Here is an 18,218-nt window from a genome sequence, read left to right as displayed (position 1 = left end):
ATGCGAGGCGTCAAGAAGGCCCACCTGCCGACGAGGATCTGCGTGAAGTGCCAGCGCCCGTTCACCTGGCGCAAGAAGTGGGCGCGCGACTGGGCCAACGTCAAGTACTGCAGCGACGCCTGCCGTCGCCACGCCCGAGCCCTGAGCCTCGAGCCGTGAGCCTTCGGTTCTGAGCCTTGAGCCTTGAGCCTTCGGTTCTCAGCCCTGAGCCTTGAGCCCTGAGCCCTCCTACTGACAGCGAACCGGATAGCTGTTGCCCGGCACGCGAATGCGTTTCCGGTCGACATTCCGCTCGGCGATGCCGCCGCCGACGGGCCGCTGCGCATCGCCCTTCAGCACTGCGACCACCGATTCCCGCATCGGTGACCCGAGGCGCAGGACGAAGCGTCGCGCCATATCGGGGAAGTAGCCGGCGCCGCCCGCGGCGACGAACTCGTTGGTGACGATGCGCAGGGACGTCTCCGCGGGAATCGCCGCGCCGCCCCGCGACAGCGTCACGCGCGGCGTCGGGCCGTCGCACGTCACGTCGGCCTCGATGCCGGAGACGATGGGGATGGGGCCCCGCGTCACCCCGCGCAGGATGGCCTCGGCGATCATGCTGGCCGGCAGGGTCGCCGTGGCGACCACGCTGTCGAACGGCAGCAGGGCGTAGATGTCGCCGTAGGTGATCGGACCCGCCGTCAGGCCGGCGCGGGTGCCGGTCGCGTTGTACAAGGCGACGTCCATGGCCGGGTAGGCGGCCCGCAGCAGGTCCACGACCAGATGGCTGGCCGGCGATTCGTCGCGCGTCGAGTGCGGGTAGTCCCGGTCGGCCACCACGCCCAGTGGCTGGTCGCGTCGACGTTCCGCCCGGGCGATGTCCGCGCGCAGGACGGCCATCATGCCGGCATCGTGACGCACGGGACGTCCTTCGTAGTCCGGCGGCGCGCAGGCGTCCGGCGCCCACGAGGCGATGTCCCGGCTCTGCACGCCATCGCACAGGTACCGGGGCGGGTGAATGCGGGCGTCGGCGACGCGGCCGGCCGTGTCGATCCGGAGATCGACGCGGCTGAACGCCCGTCCCAACTGGAAGGCCTCGACGATCGCGATGCCGTCGACGCGATGGGCGATGCCGAAGTGCGCGTGCCCGGCCGCGATGACGTCGACGAGGCCCGGCGGCAGCGCGCGCGCGAGCTGGAAGACCTCGCCCTGCAGCCGGCAGGCGGACAGGTCGTCGGGATCGGTGAAGCGATCGCAACTGCCCCCCGCGTGTGCCAGCACGACCACGACCGTGGCGCCCGCCGCCCGCAGTTGGGTGGCTTCGCGTTCGATCGCGTCCCGCATCGGGGTGATCTGCAATCGCACCAGGTTGCGGGGGTCGGTCGCCTGCAGTGTGCCCGGGGTCGTGACGCCGATCAGACCGATGCGGACGCCAGCGACGGTGAGGATGGTGGCGGGTCGGATGTTGCGCGGCGTCCATGGCGCGCCCGCCGTGGTGCGCAGGTTGGCGGCCAGGAACGGAAACCGTGCCTGGCGTGCCCGTGCCTCGATGTTGCCGGTGGGATTGTCGCGCGGCGACCGCGGCACGGTGTCTCGCCCGGTCGGACCGAAGTCGAACTCGTGATTGCCGATGGTCACGGCGTCGTACCGGAGGGCGTTGTAGGCGCGCACGACGGCAGCGCCTTCGCCGAGGTTCGACTCGAGCGTGCCCTGCCACATGTCGCCCGCATCGACGAGCAGGACGTCGCCACCCTCGGCCCGCCGGGCCGCGCGCAGGTTCTGCACATGGCCTGACAGCCAGGGCAGGCTCTCGAGATGACCGTGGACGTCGGTGGTGGCGACCACCGAGATGGTGACGGGGCGCGCGGCGGGATGCGCCGCCGCCGGCGAGGTCGCGGGCGCCGTGGGTCGCGCGCATGACGCCGCGAGAGCGAGGGCCAGCGGCAGCACGCAGCGACGCATGGCTCTGAACTCTACCAGAGCGTGGCACACCGGCCGGTCATCCGCCGGGGGCCGGGGGGCAGGGGGTTGACGACATGTCTCGACGATGATTTCATCGTCCTGACATGAAATATGAGGTGGAGGGAACCATGGTGCAGATTCGCAACGTGCCGGTGGAGCTCCACAGGCGCTTGAAGGCGCGGGCGGCGCTCGAGGGGCTGTCGATGTCCGACTTCGTCCTGCGGGAGGTCACGCGGGTACTCGAGCGGCCCAGTCGAGCCGAGGTCATCGAGCGGCTGCGCAGTCGGCCGAGGCTCAAGCTGGGCGACGAGGTCGTCGTGGCGCTGCGCGAGGAGCGGGCGCGCTACGAATGATGCTGGTGCTCGATGCCTCCGCGGTCGTCGAGTTGCTGCTGGGGACGCCGCGCGGGCTGCTGGTGCTGGAGTGGCTGCAGGACGAGTCGCAGACGGTGCATGCCCCGCACCTGCTCGATGTCGAGGTGATTGGGGTCCTGCGCCGACTCGCGCAGCGTGGGGTGATCAGCGCCTCCATTGCGGCGCGGGCCCTCGAGGACTACCGCGACCTCGGCATCGAGCGGCACGCCCACGAGCCGCTGCTCGAGCGGGCGTGGGCGATTCGCGACAACGTCACGGCGGCCGACGCGATGTACGTCGCGCTCGCCGAAGCCCTGCCCGCCCGGTTGCTCACCTTCGACACCCGCCTGCTCAACGCGCCGGCGCTGCGCAACATCGTTCGGCCCGCGTCTGGCTGGTAGCGGGCGCTCACCAGCGCGTCAGGCCCAGGAGTTTCTCGCCGAGTGGCGTCAGCGTGGCCCGCTGCGCGTGCGTCTTCTCCCACGCGCGAGGGTCGCCAGGGAACGCCGGCCGCTGCGGATGATCGAGTTCCCGCCACAGGCGGATGCGCTCCTCGCGCTCCGCGCTGTTGTCCCAGTCGGCCGGGTGCATGGAGACGTACTGCGCGATGCGCGGTCGCCGGTCCGAGTGGTTGGGGCGGACGCCGTGCGCCAGCAGCGAGTTGAAGATCAGCAGGTCGCCGGCCTCCATCGAGACGTTGACGATGCGCAGGCCGGTGGTGTCGGGATGCATCGGCGCCCGGTCGGCGGGCTGTGTCGTGACCCACGCGTCGAACCCGGAGAAGAGCTCCGGCACGCACTGGAAGCCGCCGACCTCCTCGTCCTGGGTCGCCAGGCTCAGCACGCCCTGCACGCCGATGGGCAAGGGCCGCAGCGTCGTGTCCACGTCCCAGTGGATGAAGCCGTTGGGGTTGCCCTTGACCTTCTTCGGCAGATTCAGGTTGGCGCGATCGATCGTCACCCACAGGTCCTCGCGGTCCCAGATGTCGACGAAGGCGTCGTAGATGCGCGGGTCGGTTCGCGTATCCCACAGGTACTGGTGGTTGTAGATCTCCAGCATCCCGGTGTGATTCAGCTCGCGCATGGCGTGGTCGCGCCGCTGCGGGGCGTCCCAGGTGGCGGGGTCGTCGGGGTCCTTCTCGTCGAACCGCCACAACAACTCCACCAGCCGGTCCACCTTCTCGCGCGGCACCGCCTGGCGGACGATGACGTAGCCCTGCGTCACCCAGTGCTGCCAGTCGTCCTCGGAGAGCACGCGCAGCGGCAACTGTTTCCGGATGTCCTTCAGCGGCGTGTCGGCGTGCGCTGCCGTCGGGTGGCTGTGGTTCGGACCGGTGGGGTGCATGGCGACGACTCTAGCAGAGGCGATTCCCGCGAGCGCACCGCCTCGCCGGTCTGTACAGAAAAGCGGCGAAGGTTTCAGTAGCGAGCTGACGTTTCCAGCAGACCCCCCGTCCCTCATCACGTGCCGCTCGAGCAGTGTCGCCGGGACATAGGCCTGGACGCGCGCGTCGAAGGCGAACGTGGTCCGGAGGGTGAGGCTTCCTGGTGATGTGCCTGCAGGAAGGCCAGCGCCAGAACGGGACTGGTCATCGTCCGAGGTCTCGGGGCGAGGAGGTGGCGAGCACCATCGGCGGCGATGCGCTGCGCGGCCGCGACGCCCGATCCCTCCGTGGTGGCAAACAACTGCAGCAGACGGTCGGGATCCTCCGTGACGACCCGGTCGTCGACGCGAACGAGATCGCGGAACGCGAGCCAGAAGACCGTGCCCGCGGGGCGGACGAGCAGGAACTCGGACGTCAGGGTCCGGCGTGTCGTGGTGCCGGGGACTCTCGCTCCTCGGCCGACCATGTTGAGCGGGGCCGTGGTCAGCGCCTGCGTCATCGTCTCCTGGACCACGACGTTGGAGAAGCGCGCGACGAACTGGTCGACGTACGCAGCGGCCCGCTGCAGCAGGTCTGGAGCGGCCGGCAACGCATCAGCCCCCTGGATGTCTGGCGCGCTGCAGCAGGGGAGGACCCGCGCCGCGATCCAGCCACTGCTGTCCCGTGCGACGACGGTCAGCGTATATCGACCGCGTGGAGGTCGCGGTGTGCTCAGGACGACGCGAAGATTGGCGGCCGCCGTCATGCGCGCATGTTCGTCGGGCGTCAAGTCCAGCACCACGTCCTTGCCGGGGATCGACTCGCCTCCCGTCCGCTGGCCCTCGGCGGCCGAGAGCTCGGCGTGCACGCTGAAACTGGCGCGCAGGCGTCCTTCGGCGTCCGTGAAGCGCACCGAGGCCACCGGGATCAGGGCCTCGATGGCGACGGTGTTCTCGTCGATGCGGTAGCTGACCACGAAGTCGTCGCGCGTCACGCTGTCGGGGGCGGCGAAGGCGGCGCTGAAGGCGCGATCGGCGTCACTCGCTGCGGGCGCTGATGGCGCGAGGTACCCCGTGCGGTAGCGGACCTGCACGCCGCGTCGCTTGACCGACAGGCTGACCTTCCGCAGACCGGGCTTCGATGTCGGTGCCGGTGGCGCGTACCCCACCAGGTAGTACTGACTCGCGTCGGCACTGGCGCGCTGCAGCACGGCGCCCAGGTCGTTGGACCGGAGGTGCAGGCCGCCCGTCTCGGCGGCGAGCCCCTGCAGATAGTCGCGTCCGGCGTCGGCACGTAGACCCGGGAGGGCCATCAGCGCTCCGGCGCCACCACTGCGGGCGCTCCCGCGCGATTGCGGCATCACCGCACTGGTGAAGATGCCTGACGGATCCAGCGTGTAGAAGGTCGTCTGCGCCCGATTGGCCTGAGTGATCACGGCGCGCAGGCCCTCGCTGGCGTCTCGCGTGGCCGTTCGCCCGAGCGCAGACGACGCGTCTCGTCGCAGGCGCATGATGTCGATGCCGGTGCAGGCGCTGGCGGCGGCAGACACGGCGTCCACGGCCTGCGTCACCGGGCTGATCGCATGGCCTGCCGAGTAGAGAACGAGGTGCTTGCGGCCGTCGAGCGCGCCGAGGCTGGCGACGAGCGATGCGAGGGCCGCGGAGGTGGCCGCGCTGCGCACATTGGCATCCGCGACGAGTCGCTCGCCTGCCTCGATCGCCGCCTCCACCACGCGGGTCTCGTCGACCGATGCGGCACACACCCGGTCGACCGCGTCGGAGATGGCGTCGACGGACGCCGGCGTGTCGAGCTGCGGCGGCAGCGCACCGATGGCTGTGGCCAGCGCCGCGCGGTCGGTGGTGAAGGCCTGCCGCACGGCCAGCTCCGTGCCGATGGTTGCCAGCAGGACGGGCACCTCCGCCGGGAGATCCTGCACGGCGCGTCGCAGCGCCTCGCGCACGCGCGGCACGGCGTCGACGGACAGGCTGAGCGCGTCGATGACGATGGCGAGGCGTCGCGGGGCAGCTGCGGTTCCGGACGCCGGGGCGCCGGCCACCACGGCCTGCATCAGGCGGTCCGCAGGCGCGAGCCCCGACGTCGGTGACGCCGGCGAGGAGGCCGGTGCGGCCGCCGCCTCGGACGCCCTTCCCACGAGCTGCAGGAGCTGAACGGGTTGGCGGCGTCCGTCTTCGCGGAGGTCTATCTCGTCGGGTGAGAGGTTGGCGACGAAGCGCCCCTGTGCATCGACGGCCACAAGGTCGATCACCACCAACTCGGCGCTCACCGAGAAGCTGGGCTGTGGCGACGACAGCTGCGCGTGAGGGCTGCCCGCCGTCGCTGCCGACAGCATGACCCCGAGCGCCAAGCGACGCCAGAGAGCGTGCATCACGTGTCTCACGATGACGGCCGGCTCCACCTCCGCCACGGCTTCGGCGGACAGGTCGGAGAGCCGGCCCTACCCACCCGATTCCCGACTCCCGACTCCCGACTCCCGACTCCCGGCTTCCGGTTCCCGGTTCCCGGTTCCCGGTTCCCGCTTCCCGGTTCCCGCTTCCCCTACGCGAGCAGCCCGTGCACGACCTTGCCGTGCACGTCGGTCAGGCGGAAGTCGCGGCCCTGGAACTTGTACGTCAGCTTCTCGTGGTCGATGCCGAGCAGGTGCAGCATCGTCGCGTGCAGGTCGTGCACCTCGACGGGGTCCTTCGTGATGTTGTAACCCAGCTCGTCGGTCTCGCCGTGGGTGATGCCCGGCTTGATGCCGCCGCCAGCCATCCACATCGTGAACGCACGCGGATGGTGGTCGCGGCCGAGGAACTTCGAGCCGTTGCGGGCCTCGTTCATCGGCGTGCGGCCGAACTCGCCGCCCCACACGACCAGCGTCGAGTCGAGCAGGCCACGCTGCTTGAGGTCCTTCACGAGGGCCGCGGCCGCCTGATCCGTCTGGCGGCACAGGTGCGGCAGCTTCTCGATCACGTCGTCGCCGAAGCTGGCGCCATGGGTGTCCCAGCCGCGGTGGTAGAGCTGCACGAAGCGGACGCCGCGCTCCACCAGCCGGCGCGCGAGCAGGCAGTTGTTGGCAAACGACGTCTGCCCCGGCTGCGTGCCGTACAGGTCGTGCACCGCCTGCGGTTCGTCGGAGATGTCGGTCAGCTCGGGGACGCTGGTCTGCATCCGGTAGGCCAGCTCGTACGCGCTGATGCGCGTCTCGATCTCGGGGTCGCCGACGCTCGTTTGCCGGAGCCCGTTGAGATCCTTCAGGGCGTCGAGCGAAGCCCGCCGGAGGTGGGCGTCGACGCCGTCCGGGTTGGAGACGAACAGCACCGGGTCCGCGCCACCACGGAACTCGACACCCTGGTGCGTCGTCGGCAGGAAGCCGGAGCCCCAGCACGACTTGCCGCCATCCGGGTTGTTCTCGCCGGAGATCAGCACCACGAACGCCGGCAGATCCTTCGAGTCCGAGCCCAACCCGTACGACAGCCACGAGCCCATGCTCGGGCGCCCGATGACCTGGTGCCCGGTGTTCATGAAGATCTGCGCCGGCGCGTGGTTGAACTGCGTGGTCGCCATCGACTTCACGATGCAGATGTCGTCGGCGATCGTCGCCGTGTGCGGCAGCAGGTCGGAAATCTCCTGGCCCGACCGGCCGTGCCGACGGAATTCGTACGGCGATCCGAGCAGTCGCGGCGTGCCCTTGATGAACGCGAAGCGCTCCCCCTTGACGATCTCGGCGGGAATCTCCTGGCCGTCGTACTTGCGCAGCGCCGGCTTGTTGTCGAACAGGTCGAGCTGCGACGGCGCGCCGGCCATGAACAGGAAGATGACCTGTGTGGCCTTCGGCGCGACGGTGGAGGCCACCTGCCGGGCAGCCTGCGCCAGGAGCTGCTCCTGCATCAACGAGGCGAGCGCCGCCCCGCCGATGCCGAACCCGGTCGCCTGGCGGAAGAAGTGGCGTCGTGTGATTGCGTGAAGTTCGTTCATCGTCGTTCTCGTCAACTGGCCGGGGCCAGGGGCTGGGTGCTCGGAGAGCCGGCCCTGCCGTCCGTAAGCCGTAAGCCTTTTCTAGCCCTTCGTCATCGTCTCGTCCAGGTTCAGCAGCACGTTACCGACCATCGTCCAGGCCGCGAGGTCGATCTGGTCGGCGGTCGGCGTCGTGCCGGCCTTCAGGCCGAGGGCCTCGAGGGCCTCGGTTGGGGCCTTCGCATAGCGCGCGCGGGCCTGGGTGTGGAACTCGCGCAGTCGGGCCAGCTCCCGCGCCGTGGGCGCGCGACTGGTCACCAGGCGGAAGCCGAACGTGAGGCGCGCCTCGACGGTGGCCGGTGAGGCCTCGGCGCGCATGCGCGTGGCGAGCGCGCGGGCGTACTCGAAGAAGCCCGTGTCGTTCAGCGTCGCGAGCGCCTGCAGTGGCGTGTTGGTGCGCACGCGGCGCACGGTGCAGAACTCGCGACTGGTGCCGTCGAAGGTCGTGAACATCGGGTACGGCGCGGTGCGGCGGTGGAACGTATACAGGCTGCGGCGGAGACGGTCTTCGCCGGTGCTCTCGATCCAGCGCGAGTTGTCGTAGGGGTTGTCCCAGATGTTGGGCGGCTGCGGCGGGAACACGCTCGGCCCACCGACCTTCGTGCTCAGCTGCCCGCTCGCGGCGAGCGCGACGTCGCGGACCATCTCGGCATCCATGCGGAAGCGGGGGCCGCGCGCGAGGAGCCGGTTGTACGGGTCGCGGGCCTGCAGCGCCGGCGTCACCGTCGAGTCCTGCCGGTACGTCGCGGAGAGCACGAGCGTGCGCAGCAGTCGCTTGACGCTCCAGCCCTGCTCCATGAAGTCGACCGCCAGCCAGTCGAGCAGCTCGGGGTGCGATGGCGGCGCGCCCATCGTGCCGAAGTCCTCGCTCGTCTCGACCAGGCCGCGCCCGAACAGTGCTTCCCAGAAGCGGTTCACCGCGACGCGGGCGGTGAGCGGGTTGTCGGGCCGCACCAGCCAGCGCGCGAGCCCCAGCCGATTGGGCGGCAGGTCGTCGCCGAGCGACGGCAGCGACGACGGCGTGTTGGCGTACACGCGCGCACCCCGCGCGGTGAACGCCCCGCGCTCACGGAAGTCGACAGCGGGCCGCTCGAACGTCGGCGTCTCTTCCATCACGAGCGTCGTGGGAAGCTTCAGGTCGTCGAGCGCCTTCTTCAGCCGCGTGGCCTCCTTGCGCTCGGCCTCGAACAGGGGCGACTGCTCCCTGAACTGCGTCGCCAGATCCCTGGCCTGCGCCGGCGTGCGCGTCGACTGCGGCACGTCGAGCACCGCACGCGTGCGGGCGTTCACACCCACCGCAAGCAGCGGGTTACTGGCCGTCGTCGTCGACAGCCGGAAGCGACCGAGTCCCTGTCCCAGCGTGCCGTCGTCGTGCCCGAGGACGACGGTGAGGATCGTGCCGCCGGGCTCGCCGAGCGGGGCCGTCGGGACGAGCACCAACTGGAAGGGCACCCGCCACCCGTCGCGTACCGCATCGACCACCCACGCGCGGCCGAGGCGTGCGTAGGCCGTGGGCGCGTCGCTCGTGAGCGTCAGCAGGTCGCCGCGCGACACGTTGCCGTCGGCCTTCACCGCCGTGAACGCGACCGGCGTCCGCTTGGTGGGGTCGGAGGCGGGTGCGACGAACACCTGCACCCTGGTCAGCCGGAAGTGGCCGTAGGGGTCCCGTCCCGGGCCCTGCTTGGGCAGCGACGGGTCGAGCAGCACCTCGAGGCGCACGCCGGTGACGCTGGTGGCGTCGGTCCTCGCCTGGACCGTGTAGGTGGTGCTCGGCGGATTCGGCCCGCTGGCGAGCACGCTGCCGTCGTCCTGCACGGCGAGCACGGCGCCGTTGGTCGCCGCCGCGTGGCTCGGCATCAGCGTGGCCCAGGCCTTGCCGGCCTTCCGCACCTCGGCTTCCCAGCGTGCCTGGGCGGCCGCGCGCGCCGGCGTGTCGGCCGCGAGCGCCTCCTCGGCGGCCTTGACCTGCGCGCGCAGGTCCTTGCGCCTGGCGTCCTGCTCCGGCGAGGCCAGGTCCAGGACGCCTTCGAAGAAGCGAGTGCCGTCGCCGAACGTCTCCGATCGGTACGCGGGGTTGGCGAAGAACGCCATCAGCTGGAAGTAGTCCTTCTGGCTGAAGGGGTCGTACTTGTGGTTGTGGCACTGCGCGCAGGCCAGCGTGCTGCCGAGCCACACGGTGGCCGTCGTGTTGACGCGATCCACCTGCACCTCGTAGAGGGCTTCCTCGGGATCGACGCCGCCCTCCTCGTTGGTCATCGCGTTGCGATGAAAGCCGGTCGCGATCCGCTGGGCACGCGTCGCGCCGGGCAGCATGTCGCCGGCGATCTGCTCGACGGTGAACCGGTCGAACGGCATGTCGGCGTTGAGGGCATCGATCACCCAGTCGCGGTACGGCCACATGGACCGCAGGCGGTCCTTCTCATGGCCGTTGCTGTCGGCATAGCGGGCCAGGTCGAGCCACAGACGCGCCCAGCGCTCGCCGAAGTGCGGCGAGGCGAGCAGGCGGTCGACGACGCGCTCGTAGGCGTCGGGACGCGTGTCGGCGGCGAAGGCGTCCAGTTCGGCGAGGCTCGGCGGCAAGCCGGTGAGGTCGAGCGACACGCGCCGCAGCAGGGCGTCCCGTGAGGCCTCGTGCGAGGGCACCAGGCGCTCGGCGTCGAGGCGGGCGAGCACGAACCGGTCGACCGACGTGCGCGCCCAGGCCGGGTTCGACACCTCGGGCGGCTGGGCCTTCTTCGGAGCCACGTACGCCCAGTGCTCCTGCACGGCCTGCGTCGCGGCGGTGCCTGGTGCGGTGGGCCACTCGGCGCCCTGGTCGATCCAGGCGCGGACGAGGGCCGTCTGCTCGTCGGTGAGCGGGTCCTCGTCGAGCGGCATGCGGTCTTCGCCGCCCTCGCCGAGGATGCGCTGCACCAGGTAGCTCTTCGCGCTGTCGCCCGGCACCAGCAGCGGCCCGGTCGCGCCGCCCTTGAGCGCCAGGTCGCGGACGTGCAATCGCAGCTTGCCGCGTCCCTTCTTCTCGCCGTGACACTCGTAGCACTGCGCGCGCAGAAGGGGTTCGATCTGCGTCGCGAAGTCGATCCGGGCGGCAGGCTGGGCCGAGTGCACGACGTCGGTCCCCATCCACGCGGCGGCAAGCGCGGTGGCCGACACGAGGGCCGCGCCGGGCAGCCAGCGAAGAGGGAGGGACATCGGCATCGGGAACACTCGAATCTAGCCCTTCGTCACCGTCTCGTCCAGGTTCAGCAGCACGTTGCCGACCATCGTCCAGGCCGCGAGGTCGATCTGGTCGGCGGTCGGGGTCGTGCCGGCCTTCAGGCCGAGGGCCTCGAGCGCCTCGGCGGGGGCCTTCGCATAGCGCGCGCGGGACTGGGCGTGGAAGTCCCGCAGTCGGGCCAACTCCCGCGCCGTGGGCGCGCGACTGGTCACCAGGCGGAAGCCGAGCGTGAGGCGCGCCTCGACGGTGGCCGGCGAGGCCTCGGTGCGCATGCGGACGCCCAGCGCGCGGGCGTACTCGAAGAAGCCCGTGTCGTTCAGCGTCGCGAGTGCCTGCAGCGGCGTGTTGGTGCGCACGCGGCGCACGGTGCAGAACTCGCGACTGGTGCCGTCGAACGTCGTGAACATCGGGTAGGGCGCGGTACGACGATGGAAGGTGTACAGGCTGCGGCGGAGACGGTCGTCGCCGGCGCTCTCGATCCAGCGCGAGTTGTCGTACGGGTTGTCCCAGATGTTGGGCGGCTGCGGCGGGAACACGCTTGGCCCACCGACCTTCGTGCTGAGTTGGCCGCTCGCCGCGAGCGCGACGTCGCGGACCATCTCGGCATCCATGCGGAAGCGGGGGCCGCGCGCGAACAGCCGGTTGTACGGGTCGCGGGCCTGCAGGGCCGGCGCCACCGTCGAGTCCTGCCGGTAGGTCGACGACAGCACGAGCGTCCGCAGCAGCCGCTTGACGCTCCAGCCCTGCTCCACGAAGTCGACCGCCAGCCAGTCGAGCAGCTCGGGGTGCGACGGCGGCGCGCCCATCGTGCCGAAGTCCTCGCTCGTCTCGACCAGGCCGCGCCCGAACAGCGCTTCCCAGAAGCGGTTCACCGCGACGCGCGCGGTGAGCGGGTTGTCAGGCCGCACCAGCCAGCGCGCGAGCCCGAGTCGATTGGGCGGCAGGTCCTCGCCGAGCGCCGGCAGCGACGACGGAGTGTTGGCAAACACCTGCTCGCCCGGCGCCGTGAAGGCGCCGCGCTCCCGCAGGAAGGTGGACGGCCGTTCGAAGGTCGGGCGGTCCTCCATCACGAGGGTCGTCGGGAGCTTGAGGTCGTCGATCGCCTTCTTGAGGCGGCCGACCTCCTTCCGCTCGGCGTCGAACATCGGATCCTGCTCGCGGAACTGGCTGGCGAGCAGCGAGGCCTCGTCGGTGCTGCGTGCGGCCAACGGCTTGCCGAGCGCCGCACGCGTCCGCGCCGTGATCGACACTGCACGGAGCGGCTCGGGGGCCGTCGTGGCCGACACCCGGAACCGACCGAGTCCCTGTCCCAGCGTGCCGTCCTCGTGGCCGAGGACGACCGTGAGGATCGAGCCGCCGGACTCGCCAATGGGGGCCTTCGGGACGAGGACCAACTGGAAGGGCACCCGCCACCCGTCGCGCACCGCATCGACCACCCACGCGCGGCCGAGGCGCGCATACGTCGCGGGTGCGTCGGTGGTGAGCGCGAGCAGGTCGCCGCGTGACACGTTGCCATCGCCCTTCACGGCCGTGAACTCGACGCGTCGCCGGTTGGCCGGCGCGCTCGCCGGCGCGATGAACATCTGCGCCTTCGTGAGCCGGAAGTGCCCGTACGGGTCACGGCCGGGGCCCTGCTTCGGCAGCGAGGGATCCAGCAGCGCCTCGACGCGCACGCCCGTGATGCCGGCGACGTCGGTGCGGGTCTCGACGGTGTAGACGGTCACCTGCGGGTTCGGACCGCTCGCCAGCACGCTCCCATCGTCACGCACCGCCAACTGCGCGCCGTTGGTCGCCGTGGCGTGGCTCGGCACGAGCGTGGTCCAGCCGCGGCCGGTGTCGGCCAGCGTCGCCTCCCATCGTGCCTGGGCCGCGGCGCGCGCCGGCGTGTCCGCCGCCAACGCGTCCTCGGCGGCCTTGAGCTGGGCCTTGAGCGTCGTCCGCTGCGCGTCCTGCTCCGGCGTGGCGAGGTCGATCTGGGCCTCGCTGTACTTGAAACCCGCCCCGTGCTTGTCGACGGTGTACGCGGGGTTGGCGAAGAACGCCATCAGCCTGAAGTAGTCCTTCTGGCTGAAGGGGTCGTACTTGTGGTTGTGGCACTGCGCGCAGGCGACGGTGCTGCCGAGCCACACGGTGGCCGTCGTATTCACGCGATCGACCTGGACTTCGTAGAGCGCCTCGTCCGGATCGACGCCGCCCTCCTCGTTGGTCATCGCGTTGCGGTGGAACCCGCTGGCGATACGCTGGGCACGCGTCGCGCCGGGCAGCATGTCGCCGGCGATTTGCTCGACGGTGAACCGGTCGAACGGCATGTCGGCGTTGAAGGCGTCGATCACCCAGTCCCGATAGGGCCACATCGAGCGCAGGCGGTCGGCCTCGAACCCGTTGCTGTCGGCGTAGCGGGCAAGATCCAGCCAGTGGCGGGCCCAGCGCTCGCCGAAGTGGGGCGACGCGAGCAACCGGTCCACGGCGCGCTCGTAGGCGTCGGGGCGCGTGTCAGCCAGGAAGGCGTCGAGGTCGGCGAGCGTCGGCGGCAGGCCGATGAGGTCGAGCGTCACGCGGCGCAGCAGCGTCTCGCGTGCGACGTCGTGCGACGGCATCAGCTTCTCGCGGTCGAGCGTGGCGAGGATGAAGCGGTCGACCGGTGTGCGCACCCAGGTCTCGGTGGACACCGCCGGGAGCGGGGCCTTGACCGGCGGCACGTAGGCCCAGTGTTCCTGCACGGTCTGCGTCGCCGTGCCTGCCGGCACGGGCCAGGTGGCGCCCTGATCGATCCAGGCACGGATGAGCGCCGTCTGCTCGTCGGTGAGCGGGTCCTCGTCGAGCGGCATGCGGTCTTCGCCGCCCTCACCGAGGATGCGCTGCAGGAGGTAGCTCTTCGCGCTGTCGCCCGGCACGAGCAGCGGCCCCGTGGCGCCGCCCTTCAGCGCCAGGTCGCGGATGTGCAACCGCAGCTTGCCGCGTCCCTTCTTCTCGCCGTGACACTCGTAGCACTGCGCCGCAAGGATGGGTTCGATCTGCGTGGCGAAGTCGACCGGCGCCGCGGACTGCGCCGACGACACGACCGCCGGGGCCAGCCACACGGGCCGCCACGGCCCGAGGACCGCGGCAAGGACGAAGACGGGAGGTGCGAGCCGCCGGAGGCGTCGGGGAGTGAGCATCGGGATCGAGCGAATGATACTTCGACCTTTCCCCTTCGACGGCCGGCTCGGCGAGCCGGCCCTCCCACCATCCGGTGCCCGGTGCCCGTCTGTGTTACCGTGACGCCGCTTCAGGAGCCAGCCGATGTCCCACTACGCTCGTCGCCCACAGCTGTCCTTGCTGCCGCTGCTGCTGGCGGCCACACTGGGAGGCGCCTGCGGCTCCTCCTCCACCGAGGCTCCGGCCTCCTCGACCACCCCGGCCCCCGCGCCGACCCGAACGCTCGCCATGACACGCTCGCCCTTCGGTACGCTGCCCGGCGGCCAGGCCGTCGAAGCCTTCACCTTGACCAACGCCAACGGCATCAGGGTCACGGCCATCACCTACGGCGGCATCATCACGTCGCTCGAGGTGCCCGACCGTGCGGGCAAGGCCGGCGACGTCGTGCTCGGCTACGACACCCTGCAGGGCTACCTCGACAAGTCGCCCTTCTTCGGCACCATCGTCGGCCGCTACGGCAATCGCATCGGGAAGGGGACGTTCACGATCGACGGCACGACGTACTCGCTGCCGATCAACAACGGCGAGAATCACCTCCACGGTGGACCGCAGGGCTTCGACAAGGCCGTCTGGAAGGCCGAGCCGTTCGAGCGTGCCGATGCGGTCGGCGTCGTGTTCAGCCACACGAGTCCCGACGGTGACATGGGCTACCCGGGCACGCTCCAGGCGCGGGTCACCTACACGCTGACCAACGACAACACGCTGCGCTTCGACTACCAGGCCACGACCGACAAGGCGACACCGGTCAACCTGACGCAGCACACGTACTTCAATCTCGCGGGGGCGGGCAACGGCGACATCCTCGGCCACGAGATCGAGATCCTCGCCGACCGCTACACACCGGTGGACAAGGGCCTGATCCCGACCGGCGAACTGGCCCTCGTCGAGGGCACGCCGTTCGACTTCCGGACGGCGACGACGATTGGTGCCCGCATCGACGCGGATCACCCGCAGATCGCCCTCGGCGGCGGCTACGATCACAACATGGTGTTTGCCCGCACGGGCACCGGCCTCGAACGCGTCGTCCGCGTGTACGAGCCGACCACCGGCCGTACCATCGAGGTCGCGACCACGCAGCCGGCCACGCAGTTCTACACGGGCAACTTCCTCGACGGCACCATCACCGGCAAGGGCGGCAAGGTCTACCCGAAGCGATCGGGCTTCTGCCTCGAGACGCAGCACTACCCGGACTCGCCGAACAAGCCGCAGTTCCCCTCGACGATCCTGCAGCCTGGCGAGACCTACGCGCAGAGCACCACGTTCACGTTCGGCGCGCGGTAGGGAATTTCAGGATTTCAGGATTTCAGAATTTCACCATCTCCGCCAACGGTCGATGCGTTTCGGATGGTGGTGAAATTCTGAACTTCTCCAATTCTGCAATTCTGCAATTCTACCGCGGCGGCCGCTCGTTGCCCCACAGCTTCGATCCATTCCCCATCGCCTTGCGCCACGCGTCGCGCCAGCGATGGATCTCGCTCGGGCCGATGGGCGGCATCAACGTGCGCGACTCGCGATCCGGGAAGGCCGGGAACGCCTTGTGCGGCTCGGTCTGGTACCAGTAGGCGACGGTCGCGAGGTCGAGCGTCAGGTTGTTGTCGTGCCCGTGCTCGATCGAGACCTTCAGGGATTTCTCGAAGCGCACGGGGTCGGTGACGTGGAAGCGGTAGACGTGCGTGCGCCCGAGCCAGCCCGTCTCGCCGTTGACCCGCGCGTACCCGAAGAACGGGTGCTGATACAGCGTGTTGGGTGACCACGACGTGTTGAAGTAGTCCTCGGTGCCCGTGCCATGCAAGGTGCCGGGCCACGCCTGCCCATCCACTTCGAAGAGGTCGTCGCCCTCGCCGTACCACATCGGTGACGGGGAATGGACGTAGTAGTTCATCCCGACGTAGTGGCCGCGGCCGCTGATGTCGGCGACCACGTAGTTGCCGGCGCCGGTCGTGTTCTTCTGCTCCGGGCCGAGCACACCCCACTCGTTCTCCCCGTACGTCTGGGCATCGGTGAGCTCATGGTGGTACCACGCGTGGAAGTACGGCGTGTCGGCCGGCAGCGAGCCGGCGGGGAACTGCTCGTAGTCCACGTAGTAGTAGAAGGCGTCGATCTGGCGACCGGTGTCGTTCTCGATCTCGAGGCGCGCGCGTGATCGGAACGGCATCGGGAAGTAGCTCACCATCGCGCGGCCCTCCCGTGGTCCTGCCGCGAGCGGCAGCGCGGCCATCGGATAGCTCTCGTTCCAGCCCTGCCCGAAGAACTCGCCGATGGGCGCCTCCACACTCGGCGTCGTCTCATCGTCCCAGTACATCCGCAGGACGATGTCGTGGCGCGACACGGTGGGGGGCGGTGGCGCGATGGTCACCCAGATGTGCGTGATCTGCCCCGACCCCTTGATGTCGGCCAGGGTGCGGCGCTCGCCGGGCGCGATCTGCTCGAGGCGATCGTTGTTGCCGCCGCTGGTGTCGAAGCTGCTGACGCGCAGGCTCTTCACCCCGGGCTGCAGCGTCAGCCAGCCCTGCATGAGCGACCCGGGCGATTGGGAATCGAGGACCGGGGCCGCCAGGACGACCAGCCCGCAGACAAAGAGGGGGACTCGGCGCATGGGGGGTGATCTACTCCGAAGCCTGCCAAAGGGCAACCTTCTGCCCCCAGTGTTCAGTCGGGCGCCGGCATGCGTTGAAGTAGGGGAGTGGCCCGTCCGTTCCCCTGATGCCCGACGTCCTTGCCGTGCCCTTGCCCATCCAGGATGATGCTGCCCTCGTCGCCCGGGTACGTGCCGGAGACCCCGAGGCCGAGGCCGACCTCGCCCTCCGGTTCGGTCCCCGGATGCGCGCGCTCTGTCTCGCCCGCACCCGGCGCCCGGACCTGGCCAACGATCTCGCACAGGACGCCATGATCGCGCTGCTGCTCGAACTGCGGCGCGGGGGACTGCGCGACCCGGCCGCCCTGCCGGCCTTTGCCGCCGGCATCGCCCGCAACATCGTCCGCTCGGAACACCGGGCGTCGACCCGGCACGACATCCAGGCGCTCGACATGGACGTGGCCCAGGCCTCGGCCGAGGCGGCCGACGTCCGCCGGATCGACGTCGAGCGGGCCCTCGAACGCCTGCCCGGGGCGGACCAACAGGTCCTGCGCCTCATCCTGGTCGAAGGGTGCAAGCCGGCCGACCTCGCCGCGCGGCTCGGCATCTCGGCCGAGGCCGCCCGCACCAGGAAGCTCCGCGCCCAGCGCCGCCTGATGGAGGTGTTCGGTTCGCCCCCTCCGTCACGTTCTCCCGTCTCCGAGCCACCTAGTTTGCGATGAGCGCCTGCACCCGCTACCCGGACGATGAGGCCGTCCTTCGGTACGTGACCAGTGACCTGGTCGAGCCGGAGCTCTCTGCCTTCGAGGATCACCTGTTTACCTGCGATGCGTGCCTGGCACGCGTCGAGCGCTACCAGGCGGCCCAGGAGGCGCTCACGGAGTGGGTCCTGCCGACCGTGCCGACGGCCGTCCCCAGCACCGACACCGGTGGCGCGGCCTCCGGCTCGCCCCGTCCCGCGGCGTGGTGGGTCCTCGGCGCCGTCGCCGCCAGCCTGTTGCTCGCCGTGGTCGGCTGGTCGGCGTGGCGTCCGGCCGGTGTGCCGGCGGCCGTTCAGGTGACGCAGCAGCCGACGCCCACACCCGAGGCCACCCCGGCGGTCGGCGCGAATTCCACGGCGCTGCGCGTGGCGGTGCTGGCGATGGTCACGCCGCCGCCGTATCTCCCGATCACCACACGGGCCGGTGGCGATGCCGGCGCGTTCGCGCAGGGCATGCGCGCCTATGTGGAGGCCGACTGGGCGGCGGCCTCGCGGGCGCTGGGCACGGTCGCCACCCCGGAAGCGCGGTTCTACCAGGGCGTGGCCGACCTGATGCGCGGCGACGCGCCCGGCGCCATCACCTCGCTCGACGCGGCGCGTGCCAGCGGTGCACAGCCGTATGCGCGCGAGAGCCTTTTCTATCTCGCGAAGGCCGCGCTGCAGCGGGGTGACGTCGTCGCCGCGCGTGCCTCGCTCACGGCCGCCCGGAACGCCAACGCCGGCCCGCAGGGCGAGGCGGAACGCCTGCTCGAGGCGCTCGACGAACTGGGGAAGTAGTGCGGCCGGCTCGGCGA

At 70.4% G+C, this 18,218-nt stretch carries 13 protein-coding genes; 6 read left to right on the top strand and 7 right to left on the bottom strand.

What is annotated here, in order from left to right:
• Entirely contained in the window at positions 1-159 is a 159-nt protein-coding gene (locus Q0C41_RS07355) for a DUF2256 domain-containing protein (protein WP_291982364.1), read from the top strand.
• A gap of 69 nt (positions 160-228) precedes the next feature.
• Here Q0C41_RS07355 and Q0C41_RS07350 read toward each other — a convergent pair whose 3' ends face one another.
• Positions 229-1,941: a bifunctional UDP-sugar hydrolase/5'-nucleotidase gene (locus Q0C41_RS07350; RefSeq protein ID WP_291982362.1), complete on the bottom strand. Its 1,713-nt coding sequence runs from the start codon at positions 1,939-1,941 to the stop codon at positions 229-231.
• A 128-nt stretch (positions 1,942-2,069) separates the two neighbouring features.
• Here Q0C41_RS07350 and Q0C41_RS07345 point away from each other — a divergent pair, with 128 nt between their 5' ends.
• Together Q0C41_RS07345 and Q0C41_RS07340 are read left to right on the top strand one after the other, a co-directional pair.
• A complete protein-coding gene (locus Q0C41_RS07345; protein ID WP_291982360.1) occupies positions 2,070-2,294 on the top strand; it encodes a hypothetical protein in 225 nt (74 codons plus the stop codon).
• The gene (locus Q0C41_RS07340; protein ID WP_291982358.1) at positions 2,291-2,695 is read left to right on the top strand and encodes a type II toxin-antitoxin system VapC family toxin; all 405 of its coding nucleotides are present in this window, start codon (positions 2,291-2,293) and stop codon (positions 2,693-2,695) included. Before Q0C41_RS07345 ends, Q0C41_RS07340 begins: the two co-directional genes overlap by 4 nt.
• A 7-nt stretch (positions 2,696-2,702) precedes the next feature.
• On the opposite strand, the gene Q0C41_RS07335 is transcribed toward Q0C41_RS07340, so the two are convergent.
• The 5 genes from Q0C41_RS07335 to Q0C41_RS07315 all read right to left on the bottom strand — a co-directional run bounded on the left by Q0C41_RS07335 (position 2,703) and on the right by Q0C41_RS07315 (position 14,049).
• Complete coding sequence (locus Q0C41_RS07335; RefSeq protein WP_291982356.1) at positions 2,703-3,638, bottom strand: phytanoyl-CoA dioxygenase family protein; 936 nt, start codon at positions 3,636-3,638, stop codon at positions 2,703-2,705.
• A gap of 116 nt (positions 3,639-3,754) precedes the next feature.
• Positions 3,755-6,043 carry a VWA domain-containing protein gene (locus Q0C41_RS07330; protein WP_291982355.1) on the bottom strand — a complete coding sequence of 763 codons (2,289 nt, stop codon included), beginning with the start codon at positions 6,041-6,043 and terminating at the stop codon, positions 3,755-3,757.
• 170 nt (positions 6,044-6,213) lie between these two features.
• Entirely contained in the window at positions 6,214-7,635 is a 1,422-nt protein-coding gene (locus tag Q0C41_RS07325) for a DUF1501 domain-containing protein (RefSeq protein ID WP_291982353.1), read from the bottom strand.
• Positions 7,636-7,716: 81 nt separating this feature from the next.
• Positions 7,717-10,872, bottom strand: coding sequence for a PSD1 and planctomycete cytochrome C domain-containing protein (locus Q0C41_RS07320; RefSeq protein WP_291982351.1), 3,156 nt, complete (start codon positions 10,870-10,872; stop codon positions 7,717-7,719).
• Positions 10,873-10,887: 15 nt separating this feature from the next.
• Entirely contained in the window at positions 10,888-14,049 is a 3,162-nt protein-coding gene (locus tag Q0C41_RS07315) for a PSD1 and planctomycete cytochrome C domain-containing protein (protein WP_291982349.1), read from the bottom strand.
• Positions 14,050-14,173: 124 nt separating this feature from the next.
• Between Q0C41_RS07315 and Q0C41_RS07310 the strand changes: the two genes are divergently transcribed.
• Positions 14,174-15,370: an aldose epimerase family protein gene (locus Q0C41_RS07310; protein WP_291982347.1), complete on the top strand. Its 1,197-nt coding sequence runs from the start codon at positions 14,174-14,176 to the stop codon at positions 15,368-15,370.
• Between the two features lie 109 nt (positions 15,371-15,479).
• Here the strand turns inward: Q0C41_RS07310 and Q0C41_RS07305 are convergent, their stop codons facing one another.
• A complete protein-coding gene (locus Q0C41_RS07305; protein WP_291982345.1) occupies positions 15,480-16,685 on the bottom strand; it encodes a glycoside hydrolase family 172 protein in 1,206 nt (401 codons plus the stop codon).
• 107 nt (positions 16,686-16,792) lie between these two features.
• Between Q0C41_RS07305 and Q0C41_RS07300 the strand changes: the two genes are divergently transcribed.
• Complete coding sequence (locus Q0C41_RS07300; protein WP_291982342.1) at positions 16,793-17,386, top strand: sigma-70 family RNA polymerase sigma factor; 594 nt, start codon at positions 16,793-16,795, stop codon at positions 17,384-17,386.
• Positions 17,383-18,201 (top strand): hypothetical protein, encoded by an 819-nt coding sequence (locus Q0C41_RS07295; RefSeq protein ID WP_291982340.1) that lies wholly within the window; start codon positions 17,383-17,385, stop codon positions 18,199-18,201. Before Q0C41_RS07300 ends, Q0C41_RS07295 begins: the two co-directional genes overlap by 4 nt.
• Positions 18,202-18,218 lie beyond the last annotated feature (17 nt).

The organism is Luteitalea sp., from assembly GCF_022842525.1.
Lineage (GTDB): Bacteria > Acidobacteriota > Vicinamibacteria > Vicinamibacterales > Vicinamibacteraceae > Luteitalea.
The sequence above is the reverse complement of the archived record's forward strand: the minus strand, read 5'-3'. Positions and strand labels throughout refer to the sequence as shown.